Consider the following 20862-nt stretch of genomic DNA (forward strand, 5'->3'; position numbering starts at 1 on the left):
GGCCCTACGCTGGACGCATGAGTACGACGATCGGCCGGGGCACCGCACTCGGCCTGCCGGAGTGGGACCGCTGCGCGGTCATGGGCGTGGTCAACGTGACCCCCGACTCCTTCTCCGACGGCGGCCGCTGGTTCGACACCACGGCCGCCGTCAAGCACGGCCTCGACCTCGTCGCCCAGGGCGCCGACCTCGTCGACGTCGGCGGCGAGTCCACCCGCCCCGGCGCCACCCGCGTCGACGAGCAGGAGGAACTCCGCCGCGTCGTCCCCGTCGTCCGCGGACTCGCCTCCGAAGGCGTCACCGTCTCCGTCGACACCATGCGCGCCACCGTGGCCGCCGCCGCCGTCGAAGCCGGCGCCGTCCTCGTCAACGACGTCAGCGGCGGCCTCGCCGACCCCCGGATGGTCCCCGTCGTCGCCGCCGCCCAGGTCCCCTTCGTCGTCATGCACTGGCGCGGCTTCAGCGAGACCATGAACAGCCTCGCCACCTACGACGACGTCGTCGGCGAGGTCGTCCACGAACTCCGCGCCCGCATGGAAGCCGTCATCGACGGCGGCGTCGCCCCCGAGCGCATCGTCCTCGACCCCGGCCTCGGCTTCGCCAAGCTCGCCCCGCACGACCTGGCCCTCGTCGCCCACCTCCCCGAGCTCCGCGCCCTCGGCCGCCCCCTCCTCGTCGCCGCCTCCCGCAAACGCTTCCTCGGCCACGTCCTCGCCCACGAAGGCTCCTCCCCGCCACCCGCCCGCGAACGCGACGCCGCCACCGCCGCCGTCTCCGCCCTCGCCGCCCACGAGGGCGCCTGGGCCGTCCGCGTCCACGAGGTCCGCGCCACCGCGGACGCCGTACGGGTCGCCAGGGCCGTCGAAGGAGCCAGGTGACCCGCGCCCGCGAGGCCGACCGCGCGGCCGTCGAAGCCGCCAACACCGCCTTCTACGAGGCGATGGAACAAGGAGACTTCGACGGCATCACCGAACTCTGGCTCGACGACGGCGCCACCGAGATCTCCTGCGTCCACCCCGGCTGGCCCGTTCTCACCGGCCGCGGCGAGGTCCTCCGCTCGTACGCCCTGATCATGGCGAACACCGACTACATCCAGTTCTTCCTCACCGACGTCGAGATCTCGATGTCCGCGGACGTGGCGGTCGTCACGTGCACGGAGAACATCCTCAGCGGCGGACCGGCCGAGGACGGCGCCTCCCTCGGCCCCCTCGTCGGCCAGCTCGTCGTCGCCACCAACGTGTTCCGCCGCACGTCGGAGGGCTGGCGCGTCTGGTCCCACCACGGCTCGCCCGTGATCCCCGAGGACCCCTCCGGCGACGCGGCCGACACCCCCGACTGAACCGCCCCGACCGAGCCCCCGCCCCGGCTGTCGGCGCCCGCAGGTAGATTCGATGCCGGACACCCGGCCGTCCGCACCCGGCTGCGTGGCCACCCGAACTACGACAGCAGGAGTGATTCGCGTGGATCGTGTCGCGCTGCGCGGCCTCAAGGCCCGAGGGCACCACGGCGTCTTCCCCAAGGAACGCGAGGAGGGGCAGACCTTCATCGTCGACCTCACCCTCGGCCTGGACACCCGCGCCGCCGCCGCCGACGACGACCTGACGAAGACCGTGCACTACGGCGTGGTCGCCGAAGAGGTCGTGGACGTCGTCCAGGGCGAGCCGGTGGACCTCATCGAAACCCTCGCGGAGCGGATCGCCCAGCAGTGCCTCAAGCACGCCGGCGTCCAGGAGGTCGAAGTCGTCGTGCACAAGCCGGACGCCCCGATCACCGTCCCCTTCGACGACGTGACCGTCACCATCACCCGGAGCCGCGCATGAAGCCCCAGCACAGTGATCCGACCGTGCAGCCCGTACCGGCGGCCGTGACCGCCGCCGTGGACGCGGCCGACGTCACCCTCTCCAACCCCCGATGGGCCGTCCTCGCCCTCGGCTCCAACCTGGGCAACCGCCTGGAGACCCTCCAGGGCGCCGTCGACGCCCTCGAGGACACCCCCGGCCTCCGGGTCAAGGCCGTCTCCCCCGTCTACGAGACCGAGCCCTGGGGCGTCGACCCCGACTCCCAGCCCTCGTACCTCAACGCCGTCCTCCTGGTGAAGACGACCCTCCCCCCGGCCTCCCTCCTGGAGCGGGCCCACGCCGTCGAGGAAGCCTTCCTCCGGGTCCGCGACGAGCGCTGGGGCGCCCGCACCATCGACGTCGACATCATCACGTACGCCGAAGTCGTCTCGGACGACCCCGTCCTCACCCTCCCCCACCCCCGCGCCCACCAGCGGGCCTTCGTCCTGGCCCCCTGGCACGACGTCGACCCCGAGGCCCAGCTGCCCGGCCACGGCGCCGTCGCCGAGCTCCTCGCCGCCGTCGGACACACCGGAGTCGTGCCGCGCACCGACCTGGAACTCCGACTCCCCGAGTAGTCGTTAGTCTCGACACGGACATCCACCCGGCCCGGCCAGACGAAGGACGACATTCCGGTGAAACAACTGCGGCTCAAGGTGCTCGCCGGACTGTTCATCGCGGCCGGCGTCCTCTCCTGGGGCGCCGCACGCCTGTGGGACTCGGTCGGCACGCTCCCCAGCGTGCCGCTCGCGGCCCCCATCGTCCTGGCCGCCATCGCCGTCGTCCTGACCGCCACGGCCCTCTCGCTGCGCGCCCGCCTCAAGGCCCAGCGCGAGCGCCGGCCCGGCGCCAAGGGCGTGGAACCCCTGATGGCCGCCCGCGCCGTCGTCTTCGGCCAGGCCAGCGCCCTCGTCGCCGCCCTGGTCGCCGGCATGTACGGCGGCACGGGCGTCTTCCTGCTCGGCTCCCTGGACATCCCGGCCCGCCGCGACCAGGCCATCTACGCCGCGTTCTCGGTCCTCGCCGGCATCGGCGTCATCGCCGCCGCCCTCTTCCTGGAACACGTCTGCAAGCTCCCCGAGGACGAGGACGACAACGGCCAGGGCCGCGCCCCGGTCGCGTAGCTCCCGGCCCCTACCAGGGCTCCCGTACGAGATGCCCGTTCACCGGGAAGCTGGGGTACGGGGACAGCCTGTAGCAAGCCCGTACCCCCTACCGCCCCCTGGTCAGCAATCGATCCCACTGATCAGGGACGGTAGGGAGCACGGCGGGCAGCTCGCTGCTAACGGGCCAGTATCAGGGACATGGCCTCGGCTCGCGTCGTGGCGTCACGCAGTTGACCACGCACCGCCGAGGTCGTCGTCTTCGCGCCCGGCTTGCGGATGCCGCGCAGCGACATGCACATGTGCTCGGCCTCGATCACGACGATGGCTCCGCGCGCGTCGAGGATCTTCATCAGCGAATCGGCGACCTGCGTCGTCAGGCGCTCCTGCACCTGTGGACGGCGCGCGAAGACGTCGACCAGACGGGCCAGCTTGGACAGCCCCGTGATCTTTCCGCTTTCCGCCGGGATGTAGCCCACGTGAGCCACACCGTGGAACGGGAGCAAATGATGTTCGCAGAAGCTAACGAGCTCAATGTCCTTCACGAGGACCATCTCGTCGTGACCCAGGTCAAAAGTCGTGGTCAGGACGTCTTCAGGCTCTTGCCGCATACCGGCCAGGAGTTCGCGATACGCACGTGCAACTCGCGCGGGGGTCTGCTGCAAACCTTCGCGGTCCGGGTTCTCGCCGACCGCGATGAGGAGTTCCCGTACGGCGTTCTCTGCGCGCTTCTCGTCGAACTCGCCGATCGTGCCCTCGCCGTCCAGCGTCACCGGGTCGGTCATGTGTGCCTCGTTCCGTCTGTCTGACTTGGCGCGAAAAAATCCGCGCCCCCACAGGCTAGAACCTGTGGGGGCGCGGCTTCCATTCCGGGCCCGTGGAGCCTACGGCTCCGGGGTGTCCTCCGGGGCCACCTCGATGGCCTTGGTCGTGTCCACCGGGGTGCTCGCCGAGGAGGAGCCGTTGGCGCTGTTGGTCAGGGCCAGTTCCTTCGGGGAGAGCACCGGCGGGCGCGTGGAGGGCGTTCGGCGGGCCGAGCCGGTCCAGGCCGGCCGGGCCGGGCGCTTGACGATCGGCGCGAAGATCTCGGCGATCTCCTCCTTGCCCAGGGTCTCCTTCTCCAGGAGGGCCAGGACGAGGTTGTCGAGGACGTCGCGGTTCTCGACGAGGATCTCCCACGCCTCGTTGTGCGCGGTCTCGATGAGCTTCTTTACCTCTTCGTCGACCAGCGCGGCGACCTCTTCCGAGTAGTCGCGCTGGTGCGCCATCTCACGGCCGAGGAAGGGCTCGGTGTTGTCGCCGCCGAACTTGATGGCGCCGAGCCGCTCGGTCATGCCGTACTGGGTGACCATCGCGCGGGCCGTGGCGGTGGCCTTCTCGATGTCGTTCGCGGCGCCGGTGGTCGGGTCGTGGAAGACCAGTTCCTCGGCGGCGCGGCCACCCAGCATGTACGCCAGCTGGTCGAGCATCTCGTTGCGGGTGGTCGAGTACTTGTCCTCGTCGGGGAGGACCATGGTGTACCCCAGGGCCCGGCCGCGGGACAGGATCGTGATCTTGTGGACCGGGTCGGAGTTCGGCGAGGCCGCCGCGACGAGGGCGTGGCCGCCCTCGTGGTACGCGGTGATCTTCTTCTCCTTGTCCGACATGATCCGGGTCCGCTTCTGCGGACCCGCGACCACGCGGTCGATCGCCTCGTCCAGCGCCAGGTTGTCGATCAGCTTCTTGTCCGAGCGGGCGGTGAGCAGCGCCGCCTCGTTGAGGACGTTGGAGAGATCGGCACCGGTGAAGCCGGGGGTGCGGCGGGCGACGGCGCCGAGGTCGACGTCGGGCGCGACGGGCTTGCCCTTCTGGTGGACCTTGAGGATCTCCAGGCGGCCCTGCATGTCCGGGCGGTCGACGGCGATCTGCCGGTCGAAGCGGCCGGGGCGCAGGAGGGCGGGGTCGAGGATGTCGGGGCGGTTGGTGGCGGCGATCAGGATGACGCCGCCCTTCACGTCGAAGCCGTCCATCTCGACGAGCAGCTGGTTGAGGGTCTGCTCGCGCTCGTCGTGGCCGCCGCCGAGGCCGGCGCCGCGGTGGCGTCCGACGGCGTCGATCTCGTCGACGAAGACGATGGCCGGGGCGTTGGCCTTGGCCTGTTCGAAGAGGTCGCGGACGCGGCTGGCGCCGACGCCGACGAACATCTCGACGAAGTCGGAGCCGGAGATCGAGTAGAACGGCACTCCGGCCTCGCCGGCGACGGCGCGGGCGAGGAGGGTCTTGCCGGTTCCGGGCGGGCCGTAGAGCAGCACGCCCTTGGGGATCTTGGCGCCGACGGCCTGGAACTTGGCGGGTTCCTGCAGGAACTCCTTGATCTCGTGGAGTTCCTCGACCGCCTCGTCCGAGCCCGCGACGTCGGCGAAGGTCGTCTTGGGGGTGTCCTTGGTGATGAGCTTGGCCTTGGACTTCCCGAAGTTCATGACGCGGGAGCCGCCGCCCTGCATCTGGTTCATCAGGAAGAGGAAGACGACCACGATGAGGACGAAGGGCAGCAGGGAGAGCAGGACCGAGAGGAACGGGGACTGCTTCGTCGGGGAGACGGTGTAGCCGCCCTCGATCTGCCCGGCCTCGAACTTCTCCTGCAGCTTGTCGGCCAGGTCGGCGCCCTGGGTGCCGATGTAGCTGGCCTGGACCTTGCTGCTCTTGTCGATCTTCTGGCCGTCGATGAGCTCGATCTTGACGATCTGCTCGTCACCGGTGGTGAGCTTTGCGGATTTGACCTGGTTCTTGTCGATCGCCTGGACGACCTTGCCGGTGTCCACCGTCTTGTAGCCCTCGGACGAGCCGACGACCTGCATCAGCACGACCACGGCGAGGACGGCCAGCACGATCCACATGACCGGCCCGCGGAAGTATCGCTTCACGTCCATCCATACGGGGCGTACACGACGCCCCGTCCCTCCTGCCCGTAGGTGAATGCTGCTCAGTAGCTGCGGTTGTTTGGAGCTGCGGTATGAAAAAGCTGTTCTTCGGACGGTACCCCAGCATCGGTGCCCGCGACCGTCTTCCCATCGTTCAACGGAGGGAAGACGGCGCGGGTTCCCGCGGGGTCGCTGCCCTCAGCCGCCGTAGACGTGGGGGGCGAGGGTGCCGACGAAGGGGAGATTGCGGTACTTCTCGGCGTAGTCCAGGCCGTATCCGACGACGAACTCGTTCGGGATGTCGAAGCCGATCCACTTGACGTCGATGGCGACCTTGGCGGCGTCCGGCTTGCGCAGGAGGGTGCAGACCTCGAGGGACGCCGGTTCGCGCGAGCCGAGGTTGGACAGCAGCCACGACAGGGTGAGGCCCGAGTCGATGATGTCCTCGACGATCAGGACGTGCTTGCCCTTGATGTCGGTGTCGAGGTCCTTGAGGATGCGGACCACGCCGGAGGACTGGGTGCCGGCGCCGTAGGAGGAGACGGCCATCCAGTCCATGGTGACGGGGGTGGACAGCGCGCGCGCCAGGTCCGCCATCACCATCACGGCGCCCTTGAGGACGCCGACGATGAGCAGGTCCTTGCCCGCGTACTCCGTGTCGATCTTCGCGGCCAGCTCGGCCAGCTTCGCGTCGATCTCTTCCTTGGTGATGAGCACCGACTTGAGGTCGGTGCCCATGTCCTTCTCGTTCACCCGGGTCACTTTCGTTGCAGCCTTGCGTCAGCCTTGCCGAATGACCAGTCTGCCACCCTGGCGGCGTGCCTCGACGCGGCCGGGCAGGTTGATGGCCCCTTGGCCGCGCCAGCCGGTGATCAGCCGGTCGACCTCTTCGATGTGGCGGGCGAAGAGGGAGCCGGCCGGGGCGCCCTCGGCGATGACGGCGCGGCGCAGGACACGGCGGCGGACGGCGGGGGGAAGTCCGAAGAGTTTGGCGCACTCGAGGCGGCCGGCTTCGTCGCGTACGGCGGGTTCGACGTCGGCGGCCCAGGAGTCGAGGGCGTCGGCGTCGTCGCGGGAGAGTTGGGCCGTTCGGGCGAGGGCTTCGACGACGCCCTTGCCGAGGGCCTTCTCGAGGGCGGGGAGGCCTTCGTGGCGGAGCCGTGAGCGGGTGTAGGCGGGGTCGCTGTTGTGCGGGTCGTCCCAGACGGCGAGTTCCTGGGCGATGCAGGCCTTGCGGACGGTCTGCCGGTCGAGTTCCAGGAAGGGGCGTCGGTAGCGGCCTGCGGTGCCGGAGACGGCGGCCATGCCGGAGAGGGAGCGGATGCCGGAGCCGCGGGCGAGGCCGAGCAGGACGGTTTCCGCTTGGTCGTCGCGGGTGTGGCCGAGCAGGACGGCCGTGGCGCCGTGGCGCTCTGCGGCGGCGTCGAGGGCGGTGTAGCGGGCGTCTCGGGCGGCGGCTTCGGGTCCGCCGTCGCGGCCGACGGTGACGGCGACGGCTTCGACGGGGTCGAGGCCGAGGGCGGTCATGCGTTCGGCGACCTCGTCGGCGCGCTGGGCGGAGCCCGTCTGGAGGCCGTGGTCGACGGTGATGCCGCCGGCGCGGAGGTCGAGTTTGCGGGACTCGAAGGCGAGCGCGGAGGCGAGTGCCATGGAGTCGGCGCCGCCGGAGCAGGCGACGAGTACCAGGGGGTGTGGTGCGGTGGCGTCGCCGGAGCCGGCGGCGGTGTCGGTCTGGTGCTCGGTGAGGACGTCGTGGAGTACGCGGCGGACCGCCAGGCGTATCGCCGCGACCGCAGGATGGGGACCCATGTCCGGTGCCCTTCGTGAAGAGTGTGCAGTGCCTCGGTCGGTGTCTTAACGGTCGGAAGTGGGGGTTCGGTCACTCAGAGTGCGTCGATGGTGACAGAACCTGGCCGTTACCCGAGCATTGCACGGCTCACCCGCCGCCTACGGTCCCTCGGATGGGTGATTGGTGGGGTGTTCTCCGGTCATCCGACGCACCTGTCTCAGGAGTCTGCCTTACGGTGCACCCTTGCCACCCAGTCGGCCGGTTTCGCGATCTCGGCCTTGGTGGGGAGGGTGTTGGGCGAGGTCCAGACGCGGTTGAAGCCGTCCATGCCGACCTCGTCGACGACGGCCCGGACGAAGCGTTCGCCGTCGCGGTACTGACGGAGCTTGGCGTCGAGGCCGAGGAGCTTGCGCAGGGCGAGGTCGAGGCGGGAGGCGCCGCGGGCGCGGCGTTGCTGGAACTTCTCGCGGATTTCGGCGACGGAGGGCACGACATCGGGTCCGACGCCGTCCATGACGTAGTCGGCATGGCCTTCGAGGAGGGACATGACGGCGGTGAGGCGGCCGAGGATCTCGCGTTGTTCGGGGGTCTGGACGAGTTCGACGAGGGAGGGTGCGGGTTCGTCGCGTTCGCCTTCGGGGCGGCCGCCGACGAGGGCCTGGGCGGCTTCGCGGAGGCGTTCGACGACGGTGGAGGGGTCGACGTCGGTGGCGGCGAGGAATGACTGGATCTCGCCCTGGAGGTGGTCGCGCAACCAGGGGACGGCGGTGAACTGGGTGCGGTGGGTCTCCTCGTGGAGGCAGACCCAGAGGCGGAAGTCGTGGGGGGAGACCTCCAGCTCGCGCTCGACGTGGACGATGTTGGGGGCGACGAGCAGGAGGCGGCCGCTGCCGTCGGTGCCGGCGGGCAGGTCGCGGGTGGCGGGGGCGAAGGTCTCGTACTGGCCGAGGATGCGGGAGGCCAGGAAGGACAGCAGGACGCCGAGTTCGACGCCGGTGACCTTGCCTCCGACGGCGCTGAGCATGGTGCCGCCGGCGGTGGTGGAGCGGCGTTCCTTCATCTTGTCGAGGAGCGGGGAGAGCAGTTCGCGGAAGCCGGCGACGTTGGCCCTGATCCACCCGGCGCGGTCGACGACGAGGACGGGGGTGTCGCTGACGTCGGCGGGGTCGCGTCCTTCGGGGATCATCCGGGTGTAGGCCCGGACGTGGTCCTCGGCGGCCTTGGCGTGTCTGCGGAGTTCGGCGACGATCTCGCGGGCCTCTTCCCGGGTGACCTCGGGGCCCGGGCGGACCAGCCGGGTCGCCGTCGCGACGGCGAGGTTCCAGTCGACCATCCCCGATGTGCCTGCACCACCGATGCTCGTCATGCGTCAACCGTACGTTCTCGGGGCCTGTTCGGTGAGGGTTCGGCGCAGTATTCGCCCGGGTCGCCGAGGGGGTCAGCGGGGTGGTGCGAGGGCTGCGGTGAGGCGGTCGAGGGCGGGCTGGGCGGTGTCGGGGGAGCTGGTGCGGGCGGCGAGGAACGCGAAGGCGAGGAGGCGGCCGTCGGCGGTGACGACGGTGCCGGCGAGGGTGTTGACGCCGGTGAGGGTGCCGGTCTTGGCGCGGACCAGGCCGGCGCCCGGGGCGGCGGGGCCGGAGCCGAAGCGGCCGGCGAGGGTGCCGCTGAAGCCGCCGACGGGCAGTCCGGTGAGGACGGGCCGCAGGGCGGGGCGGGCCGGGTCGGCCGCGCGGGTGAGGATGCCGGTGAGCAGGGTGGCGGAGACCCGGTCGCGGCGGTCGAGGCCGCTGCCGTCGGCGAAGCGGGCTCCGGCGAGCGGGAGGCCGAGGCGGGCGAGTTCGTCGTGGACGGCCTTCTCGGCGCCGGCGAAGCTGGCGGGCTGCCGGCGGGCGAGGGCGGTCTGCCGGGCGAGGGCTTCGGCGAGGTCGTTGTCGCTGTGCGTGAGGGTGTGCTCGACGAGGTCGGCCAGCGGGGCGGACTCGGTGCGGGCGAGCGGGGCGGCCTGGGGGGCCCTGGCGGGTCGGGGCGGGCCCTGGACGGTGATGCCGGCGTCCTGGAGGAGTGCGGCGAAGGCGGTGGCGGTGTCGCCCGCGGGGTCGCCGGTGCGCGGGGCGGGGCCGTGGCGGCTGCCGTCGAGGCGGCCTTCGGCGGTCATGAGGGCGCTGACGGGGGCCAGGTTCTCGTTGGGTCCGATGGGGTGGAGCAGGGGGCCCTTGAAGAGGCTGGTGTCGTAGCCGAGGCGGACGGGTGCGGGGGGCGTGGCGCCGGGTCCGCGGAGGGCGCGGGCGGTGGCGTCGGCGAGGGCCTTCAGGCGGGTGCGGTCGAGGGTGGGGTCGCCGCCGCCGACGAGGGTGAGGGTGCGGTGGTCCGGGGAGGCGACGGTGGTGGTGGGGATGCGGTGGTCGGGGCCGAGGGCGGAGAGCGCGGCGGCGGCCGTGGCGATCTTGACGGTGGAGGCGGGGGTCATCGGGGTGGACGCGCCTTCGCCGTAGAGCGGGCGGCCGGTGGCGGTGTCGACGACGGAGGCGGTGCGCAGCGGGCCGAGGCCGGGATCGGCGAGCAGGGGGACCAGGACGGCCGCGAGGTCGTCCCCCGACCGGGTGATCCCGCCGGCGTGGCCGGTGGCGCCCAGGGCGCGCAGCACTCCGGCGGCGCTGGGGGCGGGGGCGGGGCGGCGCGGGGCCGCCTGGGCGGGGGCGCCGGCGTGATGTGCGCCACCTCGGCTGTCGGCGGAGACCGCGCGGGCCCGCTCGGCCTTACGCTGACCGGAGTCCCACGGGCCGGCCGCGGCCACCGCACCGGCGGCCAGGGCCAGACCGAGCGCGGCGGACCCCGCCGCGAGCTGCCAGGTTCTCGGCTCCGGCATGTGATGACCAGCCCCTTTCGCGATCAAGACCGTGCGTGAGGGACACTTAACCACCGCGCGTCGTCGCGAGCATTGACATGTGTTGATTCAGGAGGAGATCCACCCGTGGAGTTCGACGTCACCATCGAGATCCCCAAGGGATCGCGGAACAAGTACGAGGTCGACCACGAGACCGGTCGGATCCGCCTGGACCGCCGTCTCTTCACCTCGACCGCCTACCCGACGGACTACGGCTTTGTCGAGAACACCCTCGGCGAGGACGGCGACCCGCTGGACGCGCTGGTCATCCTGGACGAGCCGACCTTCCCGGGCTGCCTGATCAAGTGCCGCGCCATCGGCATGTTCCGCATGACGGACGAGGCCGGCGGCGACGACAAGCTGCTGTGCGTCCCGGCGACGGACCCGCGCATGGAGCACCTGCGCGACATCCACCACGTCGCGGAGTTCGACCGCCTGGAGATCCAGCACTTCTTCGAGGTCTACAAGGACCTGGAGCCGGGCAAGTCCGTCGAGGGCGCCGACTGGGTCGGCCGCGCCGAGGCCGAGGCCGAGATCGAGAAGTCGTACAAGCGCTTCAAGGAGCAGGGCGGCCACTGAGCCCGCTCTGCCGCGAGCCGCTGACCTGTGAAGGGCGGCGCACCTGCTGAGGTGCGCCGCCCTTCGCGCGTTCATACTGTGCTGGTGTCGGGCCCGTATGGGGCGTGACCGCGTGGGTACCAGGCCGGAATGAGGGCGAACAGAGTGGTGGCGATGCCGGAGGGGTCCGAGGAGGGCCCGGAGGACCGGAAGCCGCCTTCGGACGAGGCTCGCAGCGCGTTCATCCCGCCGGCCGGGGTGGAGCCGCCGGAACCGCCGGAGGAGGAGCACCCGACCTCCGAGTTCGCCCTGCCGGAGGGGCTGGCGGCGGAGCCGGCGGCCGAGCAGGAGGGTTCGGCGTTCGCTCCGCCCTCGACGTATTCGGCGCAGAGTTCGCCGCCGGCGTTCACGCCCGCCTACGGCATACCGATGGTGCGGCTGCCGCAGGACGCGCCGTGGCAGGACCGGATGCGGACGATGCTGCGGCTGCCGGTCGGTGACCGGCCGGTGCCGGAGGCGTCGCGCAAGGACGACGAGTCCGGTCCCGCGGTGCCGCGTGTGCTCGACCTGACGCTGCGTATCGGCGAGCTGCTGCTCGCGGGCGGCGAGGGCGCGGAGGACGTCGAGGCGGCGATGTTCGCGATCTGCCGGTCGTACGGTCTGGACCGTTGCGAGCCGACGGTGACGTTCACGCTGCTGTCGGTCACGTACCAGCCGTCGCTCGTGGACGACCCGGTGACGGCGAACCGCACGGTGCGGCGGCGTGGCACGGACTACACCCGGCTCGCGGCGGTCTACCAGCTGCTCGCGGACATCAACGATCCGGAGCACGAGGTGGCGCCGGAGGAGGCGTACCGGCGGCTGGCGGAGATCCGGCGTAACCGGCACCCCTATCCGGGCTGGGCGCTGACGGCCGCGGCCGGTGTCCTGGCGGGCGCGGCGTCGGTGCTGCTGGGCGGCGGGCCGACGGTGTTCTTCGTGGCGGCGCTGGGCGCGATGCTGGGCGACCGGCTCGCGTGGCTGTGCGCGGGGCGCGGGCTGCCGGAGTTCTACCAGTTCCTGGTGGCGGCGATGCCGCCGGCGGCGATGGGCGTGGCGCTGACGATGCTGCACGCCGATCTGCGGCCGTCGGCGGTGATCACCGGTGGTCTCTTCGCGCTGATCCCGGGGCGGGCCCTGGTGGCGGCCGTGCAGGACGGTCTGACCGGCTTCTACATCACGGCCTCGGCGCGGCTGCTGGAGGTCGGGTACTTCTTCGTGGCCATCGTGGTGGGCGTGCTGTCGGTGCTGTATTTGGCGGTGCAGTTCGGGGCGGAGCTCAATCCGGAGGGCGTGCTGAACGCGGTCGAGCGCCCCTGGGTGCAGATCGCCGCGTCGATGGTGCTGTGCGCGACCTTCGCGGTCCTGCTGCAGCAGTCGCGCGCGACGGTGCTGTTCGCGACGCTGAACGGCGGGGTCGCGTGGGTCGTCTACGCGTCGATCGCGGTGACGGCGAACGGCTCCACGGTGATGGCGACGGCGGTCGCGGCCGGTCTGGTGGGTCTGTTCGGGCAGCTGACCGCCCGCTATCACCACACCTCGTCGCTGCCGTACGTGACGGCGGCGATCGGCCCGCTGCTGCCGGGTTCGGCGACGTACTTCGGGGTGCTCGCGATCGCCCAGAACAATCTGGACCAGGGCTTCGGCTCGCTGGCGAAGGCGGCGGCGCTGGCGCTGGCGATCGCGATCGGGGTGAACCTGGGTGGCGAGCTGGCCCGCCTGTTCATGCAGGCCCCGCGGGCGGCGGCGGCCCGACGGGCCGCGAAGCGCACCCGTGGTTTCTAGGGTGTGACCTCGTCAGGGCGTGTCCTTCGGGTCACGCCGCGCTCGCGGCGTGACCCGGGGGCTCCGGTCAGCGCTTGGCGTGGCGGCCGCGCTCGGACGGCGGGTTGGGGGTGCCGGGGGCGTCGTGGCCGCCGCCGGGGTTCTTCTTGGACTGGGAGCGGGCGCGCAGCACCTCGATGACGACCGGGACGACGGAGATGAGCACGATCGCGACGAGGATCAGCTCGATGTGCTTGTGCACGAACTCGATCTTGCCGAGGGCGGAGCCGAGCAGGGTCACTCCGGCGCCCCACAGCAGGCCGCCGATGACGTTGAACGTGATGAAGGAGCGGTAGTTCATCCGGCTGACGCCGGCGATGATCGGCGTGAACGTGCGGATGATCGGCACGAAGCGGGCCAGGATCAGGGACTTCGGGCCGTGCTTCTCGAAGAACTCGTGCGCCTTCTCGATGTTCTCCTGCTTGAAGAGCTTGGAGTCGGGGCGCTTGAAGAGGGCCGGGCCGACCTTGCGGCCGAAGAGATAGCCCACCTGGTCGCCGATGACCGCCGCGGCGACCACGAGGGTGCAGACCATCCACAGGGGGTAGTCGAGCTTGCCCGTGGTGACCAGCAGGCCGGTGGTGAAGAGCAGCGAGTCGCCCGGCAGGAAGAAGCCGATGAGCAGTCCGGACTCGGCGAAGACGATGACGAGGACACCGATCAGACCGAAGGTCTGGATCAGGTAGTCCGGGTCCAGCCAGCTCGGTCCGAGGGCAAGCGTGTTCACGGGTTCCGGGCTCCTGCGGTCGGGGGGAAGAGGGGGCGGTCGTACGGAGTGCCGCCCCAAGCTATCAACGCGGGGTGAACCTCCCGGGTTCCACCCGGCCCCCTCCGGATGCGGGGGACGGGCGCGGGTCCCAGGCTGGGGCCCAGGAGGTGGATGCGCATGGGCATCGAGGAGTACGGCGGCGGCCAGACGTCCCAGTCGGATGTGCTGGTGGTCACGACCAATGACGTACCCGGCTACGAGGTGCGGCAGGTGATCGGTGAGGTCTTCGGCCTGACCGTCCGTTCGCGCCACGTCGGCAGTCAGATCGGCGCGGGCCTGAAGTCGCTGGTCGGCGGGGAGCTGAAGGGGCTGACGAAGACCCTGGTGGAGACCCGTAACCAGGCGATGGAACGGCTGGTGGAGCAGGCGCGGGCGCGTGGTGCGAACGCGGTCCTGATGTTCCGCTTCGACGTCACGGAGGCCGCCGACGTGGGCACGGAGGTGTGCGCCTACGGGACCGCCGTGGTGATCGCGCCGCGCGCCTGAGCCTGTCGCCCCTGCCGGCGGGCGGCGCGCGTTCGCGTGGATCGCGGCGTGCAGGTGCCCGTCGAGGCCTTCGCGGATCGAGTCGCAGGAGGCGGCGGGGTTCTCCTCGGGGACATGAGTGTGGGTGCCTCCCCACCGGATGGTGGCAGTCGAAGAACCGTCGGGTGAGGGGGCGCGGTGGGCCTCGGCGAGGTCCGGGGCGGCCGGGGAGTCAGGGGTGGCGCCGGCGTCCATGAGGGCGCCGTACGCGGTGCCCCGAGCGTCGGTCTCCTCCTTCATGCGCTGCCAGTCGTCCTCGGTGTACGGGGCGACGCGGGCCTGCGTCTGCCCGGAGGTGTGGGTGCCTCCCTCCCCACCGGCGGGCGGAGTCCTCCGCGCACGCCTCCGGGGCCTTGCCGCCGAAGACCGCGGCCTTCTCCTCGGGCGTGCGGTCGATGCCCGTCCCCTCCCTGGCGTGCGCCGTGATCCCGGCGAAGCCCGCGACCTGTCCCACGGGGTGGCCCATGGCCCCCTGCTCCTTCTGTCGGTTCGCGTCTCCCCCTCGGCCCTGACGCGACGTGAGGTGCACATCCGAATCTCGGGATGTTATGCGGCATTTGCTCACTTATGGTGGGGCGGTGGCCACCGAGACACCCTCCCCAGAGGCTCCCCTGCGGATCCTGTTGCCCCAGATCCTGCCCGCGCTCGTGGTCGGGGTGGGCTCGGGTCTGCTGTACCTGGGCGTCAGCGAGCTCGCCGACCAGCTCCAGGAACTGATGTGGAACAACGTCCCGGACGCCCTCGGCATCGGCCGTTACTCCGCCCTCTGGATCATCGTCATGCTCACCGCGACGGGTATCGCGGTCGGCCTCGTCGTCTGGAAGGCGCCCGGGCACGCCGGGCCCGACCCGGCCATGGAGGGACTCGGCGGACCACCGATGCCGGTCGTCGTGGTGCCCGGCCTGCTCCTCGCCAGCACCCTGGCCCTCGCGGGCGGCGTCAGCCTGGGCCCGGAGAGCCCGACGATCGGCTCCGCCATCGCCCTCACCTACTGGGTGGGCCACCGCTTCCTGCCGGCCGTCCCGGGGGGCTTCTGGGTGTCCCTGGGCATCGCCGGCACCCTCGGCGCCCTGTTCGGCACCCCGGTCGCCGCCGCGCTCGTCATCTCCGAGGCCCTGGCGTCCACTCCGGGCAAGGGATCGCTCTGGGACCGGCTCTTCGCCCCGCTGCTGGCCGCCGCCGCCGGCTCGATGACCACCCAGCTGGCCTCCAGCCCCAGCTTCGACATGGGACTGCCGCCGCTGGACCACCCCGGCTACGAGGACCTCCTCGCGGCCCTCGTCCTCGCCACCCTGGCCGCGGCCCTCGGCCTGCTCGCCGGCTACGCCTTCCCCCACGTGCACCGGGCCTTCACCCGTCTGGGCCATCCCATGGTGATCCTTCCGCTCGGCGGCCTCCTCCTCGGCCTCCTCGGCGCCTTGGGCGGGCATCTGACGCTGTTCAAGGGCCTCACCGAGACCAGGGACATCGTCGAGGACCTCGGCACCCTCGGCTCGGGCGAGCTGGCCAAACTCGCCCTGGTGAAGCTGGTCGCCCTGCTCGTCGCCAGTGCCTGCGGCTTCCGCGGCGGCCGCGTCTTCCCCGCCGTCTTCGTCGGCGCCGCCTTCGGGCTCTGCGCCCAGGCGCTCGTCCCGGAGATCAACCCCACCGTGGCCGTCTCCGCCGGAGTCCTCGGCATCCTGCTCGCCACCACCCGGCAGGGGTGGGTGAGCCTCTTCGTCGCCGCCGTGGTCGCCGCGTCCCCGGCGATGCTCGCGCTGCTCTGCATCGCCTCCCTGCCCGCCTGGCTGGTCGTCACCGGCCGCCCCTTCCTGCAACTCGACGAACGCGGCAAGGCCCTGCGCTGAGCCGACCCCTGATCAGAAGGAGAGCCCCCGTGGCACTGCACAAGGGTCCCGACGAGAACGAGCCCTTCCGCCGTCTCGCCTTCAATCCCTTCTACGGCGATGCCAACCCGGTCAGCGGCATGACCGAGGCGCCCCCGCGCCACCGCCTCCCGGACGGGCCGCTCCCGCCGATGAGCGCCTACCAGCTCGTCCATGACGAGCTGATGCTCGACGGCAACTCCCGCCTCAACCTGGCCACCTTCGTCACCACCTGGATGGAACCGCAGGCCGGGGTGCTCATGGGCGAGTGCCGCGACAAGAACATGATCGACAAGGACGAGTACCCGCGCACCGCCGAACTCGAGCGCCGCTGCGTCGCCATGCTCGCCGACCTCTGGCACGCCCCCGACCCCTCGACCGCCGTCGGCTGCTCGACCACCGGCTCCAGCGAGGCCTGCATGCTCGCCGGCATGGCCCTCAAGCGCCGCTGGGCGAATCGCAACGCCGACCGCTACCCCGCCGCCAGGCCCAACCTGATCATGGGCATCAACGTCCAGGTCTGCTGGGAGAAGTTCTGCAACTTCTGGGAGGTCGAGCCCCGGCTCGTGCCCATGGACGGCGACCGCTTCCACATGGACGCGGCCTCCGCCGCCGCGCTGTGCGACGAGAACACCATCGGCGTCGTCGCCGTCCTCGGCTCCACCTTCGACGGCTCCTACGAACCCGTCTCCGAGATCTGCGCCGCCCTCGACGACCTCCAGGAGCGCACCGGCCTCGACATCCCCGTCCACGTCGACGGCGCCTCCGGCGCCATGGTCGCCCCGTTCCTCGACGAGGACGTGGTGTGGGACTTCCGGCTCCCCCGCGTCTCCTCGATCAACACCTCCGGCCACAAGTACGGCCTCGTCTACCCGGGCGTCGGCTGGGCGCTGTGGCGCTCCCCCGCCGAACTCCCCGAGGAGCTGGTCTTCCGGGTCAACTACCTCGGCGGCGACATGCCGACCTTCGCCCTCAACTTCTCCCGCCCCGGCGCCCAGGTCGTCGCCCAGTACTACACGTTCCTCCGGCTGGGCCGAGAGGGCTACCGGACGGTCCAGCAGACCAGCCGGGACGTCGCCCGGGGCACGGCCGAACGGATCGAGGCGCTGGGCGACTTCCGCCTCCTCACCCGCGGCGACCAACTCCCCGTCTTCGCCTTCACCACCGCACCCGAGGTCACCAACTTCGACGTCTTCGACGTCTCACGCCGGCTGCGCGAGAGCGGCTGGCTCGTCCCCGCCTACACCTTCCCGGCGAACCGCGAGGACCTGTCGGTCCTCCGCGTCGTCTGCCGCAACGGCTTCTCCGCCGACCTGGCCACTCTGCTCATCGAGGACCTGAAACAACTGCTGCCCGAACTGCGCCGCCAGTCCGCCCCGTTCACCCACGACAAGGCCGCGGCCACCTCCTTCCACCACTGAGCGCGGCCCTGCCCCTCGGCCGGGACCGGCTCCTCGCCGGCCGGGACGGCCCCCGGCCGGCGCCCCCGTCCCGGCTCGTCGCGTACGGGCGGCGGTCGCACTCCCGCAGCGGCCCGCCAGCGGCCCGGCGTATCCGGGACGCGCCCGCGGCGGGCGGCCGGAAGGAGCGGCCGCCGTACGCCGCCCGCTCCCCGTACACCGTCACGCCGGCTATGTCCCCAGCCGGCCGAACCTCCGCACCGCCATCGGGAGGAAGACCGCGAGCAGCACCAGCGGCCACGCCACCGCCGCACCGATCCACCCCGGCTCGCCGCCGGGACCGCCGAGGAGGTCGCGGACGGCGGTCGCCGTCGCCGACATCGGGTTCCACTCCACGGCCGCGCCCAGCCAGCCTGGCATCGCGTCGGGCGAGGCGAAGGCGTTGGAGAGGAAACCGACCGGCCAGACCAGGATCTGCACGGCCTGCACGAGCTCCGCGCGCCCCGCGAGCAGGCCGAGGAAGATCCCGATCCACAGCATCGCGAAGCGCAGCAGGAGCAGCAGCCCCACCGCCCCCGCGAAGGCCCCGGGGCCGCCGTGCGCCCGCCAGCCGAGCGCGTGGCCCACCCCGATCATCAGGAGCAGTCCCACGGTCGACTGCAGCATGTCGGCGGCCGCCCGTCCCACGAGCACGGCGCCGTCCGCCATGGGCATGGCGCGGAAGCGGTCGACCACCCCCTTGTCCAGGTCCCGGGTGACCGCGGTCATCGTCCCTTCGAGGCCGAAGACCATGGTCAGCGTGAGCATTCCGGGCACGAGGAAGTCGACGTAGTCGCCCTCGACCGTCCGCCCGCCGCCGACCAGGTAGCCGAACATCAGCAGCATCATGACCGGGAAGACCAGCCCGACCACCACCTGGACCGGCTGCCGGGCCCAGTGGGCCAGCTCCCGGCGGGTCATGGTCCAGCAGTCGCTCACCGCGTACGCCGCGCTCATGCGGCCACCTCCTCGGCCCGGGCGCTCGTCAGATGCAGGAAGACCTCGTCGAGCGTGGGCCGCCGCAGGGCGATGTCCTCCGCCTCGATCCCGGCCGCTTCCAAAGCTCGTACGGTCTCGGCGAGCGAGGCCGTCCGGTCCCGCACGGGGGCGCTGATCCGCCGCCGGTCGCGGTCGACGTCCGCCTCGGCCGTGCCCGACGGCAGCAGCCGCAGCGCCTCGTCGAGCCGGGCCCCGTCACGGACGACCACGTCGATCCGGTCCCGGCCGGCCCGGGTCTTCAGCTCGTCGGGGGTGCCGTCGGCGACCACCCGGCCCTGGTCGACGACGGAGATCCGGTCGGCCAGCTGGTCGGCCTCCTCCAGATACTGGGTGGTCAGCAGCACCGTCGTGCCCGCGCCGACCAGCGAGCGCACGGACTCCCAGACCTCGCCGCGCCCGCGCGGGTCAAGCCCGGTGGTGGGCTCGTCGAGGAAGAGCACCTCCGGGTCGGTGATCAGCGAGGCGGCCAGGTCGAGCCGTCGCCGCATGCCGCCGCTGTACTGCCGTACGGCCTTGCGGCCGGTGTCGGCGAGCCCGAAGAAGCGTTCCAGGAGCTCGTCCGCACGCCGCACCGCACGCCGGGCGCCCAGGTGGTGGAGCCGCGCGAACATCTCCAGGTTCTGCCGGCCGGACAGCTCCTCGTCGAGCGCCGCGTGCTGCCCGAGCAGCCCGATCCGCCGCCGCACCTCGGCGGCCTCCCGCCGTACGTCGTGCCCGGCCACCCGCACCTCGCCCTCGTCGTGCCGGAGCAGGGTGGCCAGGACCCGTACCGTCGTGGTCTTCCCGGCGCCGTTCGGGCCGAGCAGCCCGTGCACCGTGCCGCGCCGGACGGCCAGGTCGAGCCCGTCCAGCGCCTGCTTCCGTCCGTACCGCTTCCGCGCGCCCCGCATCAGGATCGCGTCGTCCACCGACATCCCCTTCCTCCCGGAAACCCCGTAGTCAAATTTGACCAATACCCCGGCGAGGGAGGCTATGCCCTGCCGGGCAACTAGTCAAACTTGATTACGCTGTCCGTTCAGCTCATCTTCTGGTCGCCCTGGTGCGGGCCCGTCGCGTACGGGTTCTCCTCACCCTCCGCGAGGACGCCCACGAAGGACTCGCCCTCCCCCGCGAAGACGTACGCCCCGCCCTCGATCCGGTCGATCAGGCCGAGCGTCCATTCCCGGCTGGAGTCGGCCGAGTGCACCCAGAGGTGCATGATCTCCCCGATGTGGCCCAGCTGCCCGGGACCGCCCTCCGGGGTGTAGTAGGTCGTGACGGCCGTCCGCCACTCGTCCAGCTCCCGCACCCGGGCCCGCAGCAGCTCCACGGCCTCCGCGCGCGGCAGGTCCACGACGAAGCCGAGGGCCGCCGACAGGACGTCCATCTCCTGGTCGTACGTGGACAGGGCCGCCCGCAGCAGCCGGAGGTACTCCTCCCGGCCCGCGTCCGTGATCTCGTACTCGACCCGCGGCGGACCGCCCGCCGTGCTGGGCGCGATCTCGTCGGCGGCCAGCAGCCCCTGCTTCGCCATCTGCTTCAGCGCGTGGTAGATCGAGCCGGGCTTGGCGTTGGACCACTCGTGCGCGCCCCAGTACTCCAGGTCGTTGCGCACCTGATAGCCGTGGGCGCGGCCGTGCATCTTGACCGCGCCCAGGACGAGAAGGCGGATCGCCGACATCCCGCGGACCTCCCTGGTCAATGTCCGACCAGGGTAGGCCAGGGGCGAGGGCGGGGCGGGGCCGGCTCAGCCCTGCCGCTTCTCCAGTTCGATCAGCTCGAAGGAGCCCTTGCCGTCGAGCGACTCCCGGACGATGTCGGCGTGCCCGGCGTGCCGGCCCATCTCCTGGACCAGGTGCAGCAGCATCCAGCGCACCGACACGCGGCCGTCCTTCGGGAACCACGGCGCCGGCGGCAGCGGGAAGGTGTCGTCCAGGCTCGGCACGTTGCGGACGAACTCCTCCGTCTCCTTCGCCACGCCCTGCCAGAAGGCCACGGTCTGCGGGATCGACTCGTCGTCGAGCAGCCGGAAGGCCTCGCCCCAGGTCTCCTGGGTCCGCTGCCGCTCGTTCGGCCGCTGCTGGGCCAGCCGCAGCCAGTTGAGCTCGACCTCCGCGACGTGCTTGACCAGCCCGGAGAGGCTGAGCTCACTGGCGCTGGGGCGGCTCGCCGCCTGCTCCTCGGAGAGTCCGAGAGTCGCCCGTACGATCGCGGCACGCTGTGCCTCGATGAAGTTGAGGAACGCGCCGCGCTCGTCGCCGGGGGCCTCCGCAGGAACAAGAGCAACCATGATGTCCGCCTTCCGTATGCGTCCTTGACCGTCCGCCGGAGCCTCAGCCCCTCCGACGACC

Annotated in this window: 21 protein-coding genes and 1 pseudogene; 10 read left to right on the top strand and 12 right to left on the bottom strand. The window is 71.6% G+C overall.

The window, feature by feature from the left end:
* The first annotated feature begins 17 nt into the window (after positions 1-17).
* The 5 genes from folP to ACGF1Z_RS20140 all read left to right on the top strand — a co-directional run bounded on the left by folP (position 18) and on the right by ACGF1Z_RS20140 (position 2962).
* A complete protein-coding gene (gene folP, locus ACGF1Z_RS20120) occupies positions 18-878 on the top strand; it encodes a dihydropteroate synthase (RefSeq protein WP_393005798.1) in 861 nt (286 codons plus the stop codon).
* A gap of 62 nt (positions 879-940) precedes the next feature.
* Positions 941-1339, top strand: coding sequence for a nuclear transport factor 2 family protein (locus tag ACGF1Z_RS20125; protein WP_393006893.1), 399 nt, complete (start codon positions 941-943; stop codon positions 1337-1339).
* 121 nt (positions 1340-1460) lie between these two features.
* Positions 1461-1820 (top strand): dihydroneopterin aldolase, encoded by a 360-nt coding sequence (gene folB / locus ACGF1Z_RS20130; protein ID WP_356698728.1) that lies wholly within the window; start codon positions 1461-1463, stop codon positions 1818-1820.
* A complete protein-coding gene (gene folK / locus ACGF1Z_RS20135) occupies positions 1817-2416 on the top strand; it encodes a 2-amino-4-hydroxy-6-hydroxymethyldihydropteridine diphosphokinase (protein WP_393005800.1) in 600 nt (199 codons plus the stop codon). The genes folB and folK overlap by 4 nt, the downstream gene beginning before the upstream one ends.
* Positions 2417-2473: 57 nt before the next feature.
* Positions 2474-2962: a DUF3180 domain-containing protein gene (locus ACGF1Z_RS20140; protein WP_393005802.1), complete on the top strand. Its 489-nt coding sequence runs from the start codon at positions 2474-2476 to the stop codon at positions 2960-2962.
* Between the two features lie 158 nt (positions 2963-3120).
* On the opposite strand, the gene folE is transcribed toward ACGF1Z_RS20140, so the two are convergent.
* From folE to dacB, 6 genes are all read right to left on the bottom strand, one after another.
* A complete protein-coding gene (gene folE / locus ACGF1Z_RS20145) occupies positions 3121-3726 on the bottom strand; it encodes a GTP cyclohydrolase I FolE (protein WP_393005804.1) in 606 nt (201 codons plus the stop codon).
* Between the two features lie 99 nt (positions 3727-3825).
* Complete coding sequence (gene ftsH / locus ACGF1Z_RS20150; RefSeq protein ID WP_393005806.1) at positions 3826-5850, bottom strand: ATP-dependent zinc metalloprotease FtsH; 2025 nt, start codon at positions 5848-5850, stop codon at positions 3826-3828.
* A 189-nt stretch (positions 5851-6039) separates the two neighbouring features.
* Positions 6040-6579, bottom strand: coding sequence for a hypoxanthine phosphoribosyltransferase (gene hpt, locus ACGF1Z_RS20155; protein WP_345530466.1), 540 nt, complete (start codon positions 6577-6579; stop codon positions 6040-6042).
* A gap of 42 nt (positions 6580-6621) precedes the next feature.
* Positions 6622-7650: a tRNA lysidine(34) synthetase TilS gene (gene tilS / locus ACGF1Z_RS20160; RefSeq protein ID WP_393005808.1), complete on the bottom strand. Its 1029-nt coding sequence runs from the start codon at positions 7648-7650 to the stop codon at positions 6622-6624.
* Between the two features lie 197 nt (positions 7651-7847).
* The gene (locus ACGF1Z_RS20165; RefSeq protein ID WP_393005810.1) at positions 7848-8996 is read right to left on the bottom strand and encodes a zinc-dependent metalloprotease; all 1149 of its coding nucleotides are present in this window, start codon (positions 8994-8996) and stop codon (positions 7848-7850) included.
* A gap of 72 nt (positions 8997-9068) precedes the next feature.
* Positions 9069-10496 carry a D-alanyl-D-alanine carboxypeptidase/D-alanyl-D-alanine-endopeptidase gene (gene dacB / locus ACGF1Z_RS20170; RefSeq protein ID WP_393005812.1) on the bottom strand — a complete coding sequence of 476 codons (1428 nt, stop codon included), beginning with the start codon at positions 10494-10496 and terminating at the stop codon, positions 9069-9071.
* A 105-nt stretch (positions 10497-10601) separates the two neighbouring features.
* On the opposite strand from dacB, the gene ACGF1Z_RS20175 reads away from it, so the two are divergent.
* Both ACGF1Z_RS20175 and ACGF1Z_RS20180 read left to right on the top strand, forming a co-directional pair.
* Positions 10602-11093, top strand: a complete 492-nt coding sequence (locus ACGF1Z_RS20175; protein ID WP_376626600.1) for an inorganic diphosphatase — start codon at positions 10602-10604, stop codon at positions 11091-11093.
* Between the two features lie 144 nt (positions 11094-11237).
* Entirely contained in the window at positions 11238-12896 is a 1659-nt protein-coding gene (locus ACGF1Z_RS20180) for a threonine/serine exporter ThrE family protein (RefSeq protein WP_393006895.1), read from the top strand.
* Positions 12897-12963: 67 nt separating this feature from the next.
* Here the strand turns inward: ACGF1Z_RS20180 and ACGF1Z_RS20185 are convergent, their stop codons facing one another.
* Positions 12964-13662, bottom strand: coding sequence for a DedA family protein (locus ACGF1Z_RS20185; protein ID WP_393006897.1), 699 nt, complete (start codon positions 13660-13662; stop codon positions 12964-12966).
* A 159-nt stretch (positions 13663-13821) separates the two neighbouring features.
* Between ACGF1Z_RS20185 and ACGF1Z_RS20190 the strand changes: the two genes are divergently transcribed.
* On the top strand, positions 13822-14190 hold the full coding sequence (locus ACGF1Z_RS20190) for a YbjQ family protein (RefSeq protein WP_393005814.1): 369 nt from the start codon (positions 13822-13824) through the stop codon (positions 14188-14190).
* A gap of 90 nt (positions 14191-14280) precedes the next feature.
* On the opposite strand, the pseudogene ACGF1Z_RS20195 reads toward ACGF1Z_RS20190, so the two are convergent.
* Positions 14281-14760 (bottom strand): annotated as a pseudogene (locus ACGF1Z_RS20195) (TipAS antibiotic-recognition domain-containing protein); the annotation flags it as partial.
* Between the two features lie 17 nt (positions 14761-14777).
* Here ACGF1Z_RS20195 and ACGF1Z_RS20200 point away from each other — a divergent pair.
* Both ACGF1Z_RS20200 and ACGF1Z_RS20205 read left to right on the top strand, forming a co-directional pair.
* The gene (locus tag ACGF1Z_RS20200; protein ID WP_393005816.1) at positions 14778-16076 is read left to right on the top strand and encodes an ion channel protein; all 1299 of its coding nucleotides are present in this window, start codon (positions 14778-14780) and stop codon (positions 16074-16076) included.
* A 29-nt stretch (positions 16077-16105) separates the two neighbouring features.
* Positions 16106-17515: a glutamate decarboxylase gene (locus tag ACGF1Z_RS20205; RefSeq protein ID WP_393005818.1), complete on the top strand. Its 1410-nt coding sequence runs from the start codon at positions 16106-16108 to the stop codon at positions 17513-17515.
* 210 nt (positions 17516-17725) lie between these two features.
* On the opposite strand, the gene ACGF1Z_RS20210 is transcribed toward ACGF1Z_RS20205, so the two are convergent.
* The 4 genes from ACGF1Z_RS20210 to ACGF1Z_RS20225 all read right to left on the bottom strand — a co-directional run bounded on the left by ACGF1Z_RS20210 (position 17726) and on the right by ACGF1Z_RS20225 (position 20801).
* Positions 17726-18490 carry an ABC transporter permease gene (locus ACGF1Z_RS20210; protein WP_393005820.1) on the bottom strand — a complete coding sequence of 255 codons (765 nt, stop codon included), beginning with the start codon at positions 18488-18490 and terminating at the stop codon, positions 17726-17728.
* Complete coding sequence (locus tag ACGF1Z_RS20215) at positions 18487-19446, bottom strand: ATP-binding cassette domain-containing protein (protein ID WP_393005823.1); 960 nt, start codon at positions 19444-19446, stop codon at positions 18487-18489. Before ACGF1Z_RS20215 ends, ACGF1Z_RS20210 begins: the two co-directional genes overlap by 4 nt.
* Before the next feature lie 101 nt (positions 19447-19547).
* A complete protein-coding gene (locus tag ACGF1Z_RS20220) occupies positions 19548-20192 on the bottom strand; it encodes a PadR family transcriptional regulator (RefSeq protein ID WP_393005825.1) in 645 nt (214 codons plus the stop codon).
* A gap of 66 nt (positions 20193-20258) precedes the next feature.
* Positions 20259-20801, bottom strand: coding sequence for a DinB family protein (locus ACGF1Z_RS20225; protein WP_393005827.1), 543 nt, complete (start codon positions 20799-20801; stop codon positions 20259-20261).
* Positions 20802-20862 lie beyond the last annotated feature (61 nt).

The sequence above is a fragment of the Streptomyces sp. NPDC048018 genome (genome assembly GCF_043202995.1).
Classification (GTDB): domain Bacteria; phylum Actinomycetota; class Actinomycetes; order Streptomycetales; family Streptomycetaceae; genus Streptomyces.

Bases quoted from the DNA above. Each gene is read 5' to 3' on its own strand.
- folP (WP_393005798.1), top strand. From the start codon at position 18: ATGAGTACGACGATCGGCCGGGGCACCGCACTCGGCCTGCCGGAGTGG.
- ACGF1Z_RS20125 (WP_393006893.1), top strand. From the start codon at position 941: ATGGAACAAGGAGACTTCGACGGCATCACCGAACTCTGGCTCGACGAC.
- folK (WP_393005800.1), top strand. From the start codon at position 1,817: ATGAAGCCCCAGCACAGTGATCCGACCGTGCAGCCCGTACCGGCGGCC.
- folE (WP_393005804.1), bottom strand. From the start codon at position 3,726: ATGACCGACCCGGTGACGCTGGACGGCGAGGGCACGATCGGCGAGTTC.
- ftsH (WP_393005806.1), bottom strand. From the start codon at position 5,850: ATGGACGTGAAGCGATACTTCCGCGGGCCGGTCATGTGGATCGTGCTG.
- hpt (WP_345530466.1), bottom strand. From the start codon at position 6,579: ATGGGCACCGACCTCAAGTCGGTGCTCATCACCAAGGAAGAGATCGAC.
- tilS (WP_393005808.1), bottom strand. From the start codon at position 7,650: ATGGGTCCCCATCCTGCGGTCGCGGCGATACGCCTGGCGGTCCGCCGC.
- ACGF1Z_RS20165 (WP_393005810.1), bottom strand. From the start codon at position 8,996: ATGACGAGCATCGGTGGTGCAGGCACATCGGGGATGGTCGACTGGAAC.
- dacB (WP_393005812.1), bottom strand. From the start codon at position 10,496: ATGCCGGAGCCGAGAACCTGGCAGCTCGCGGCGGGGTCCGCCGCGCTC.
- ACGF1Z_RS20190 (WP_393005814.1), top strand. From the start codon at position 13,822: ATGGGCATCGAGGAGTACGGCGGCGGCCAGACGTCCCAGTCGGATGTG.
- ACGF1Z_RS20200 (WP_393005816.1), top strand. From the start codon at position 14,778: ATGCGGCATTTGCTCACTTATGGTGGGGCGGTGGCCACCGAGACACCC.
- ACGF1Z_RS20210 (WP_393005820.1), bottom strand. From the start codon at position 18,490: ATGAGCGCGGCGTACGCGGTGAGCGACTGCTGGACCATGACCCGCCGG.
- ACGF1Z_RS20215 (WP_393005823.1), bottom strand. From the start codon at position 19,446: ATGTCGGTGGACGACGCGATCCTGATGCGGGGCGCGCGGAAGCGGTAC.
- ACGF1Z_RS20220 (WP_393005825.1), bottom strand. From the start codon at position 20,192: ATGTCGGCGATCCGCCTTCTCGTCCTGGGCGCGGTCAAGATGCACGGC.
- ACGF1Z_RS20225 (WP_393005827.1), bottom strand. From the start codon at position 20,801: ATGGTTGCTCTTGTTCCTGCGGAGGCCCCCGGCGACGAGCGCGGCGCG.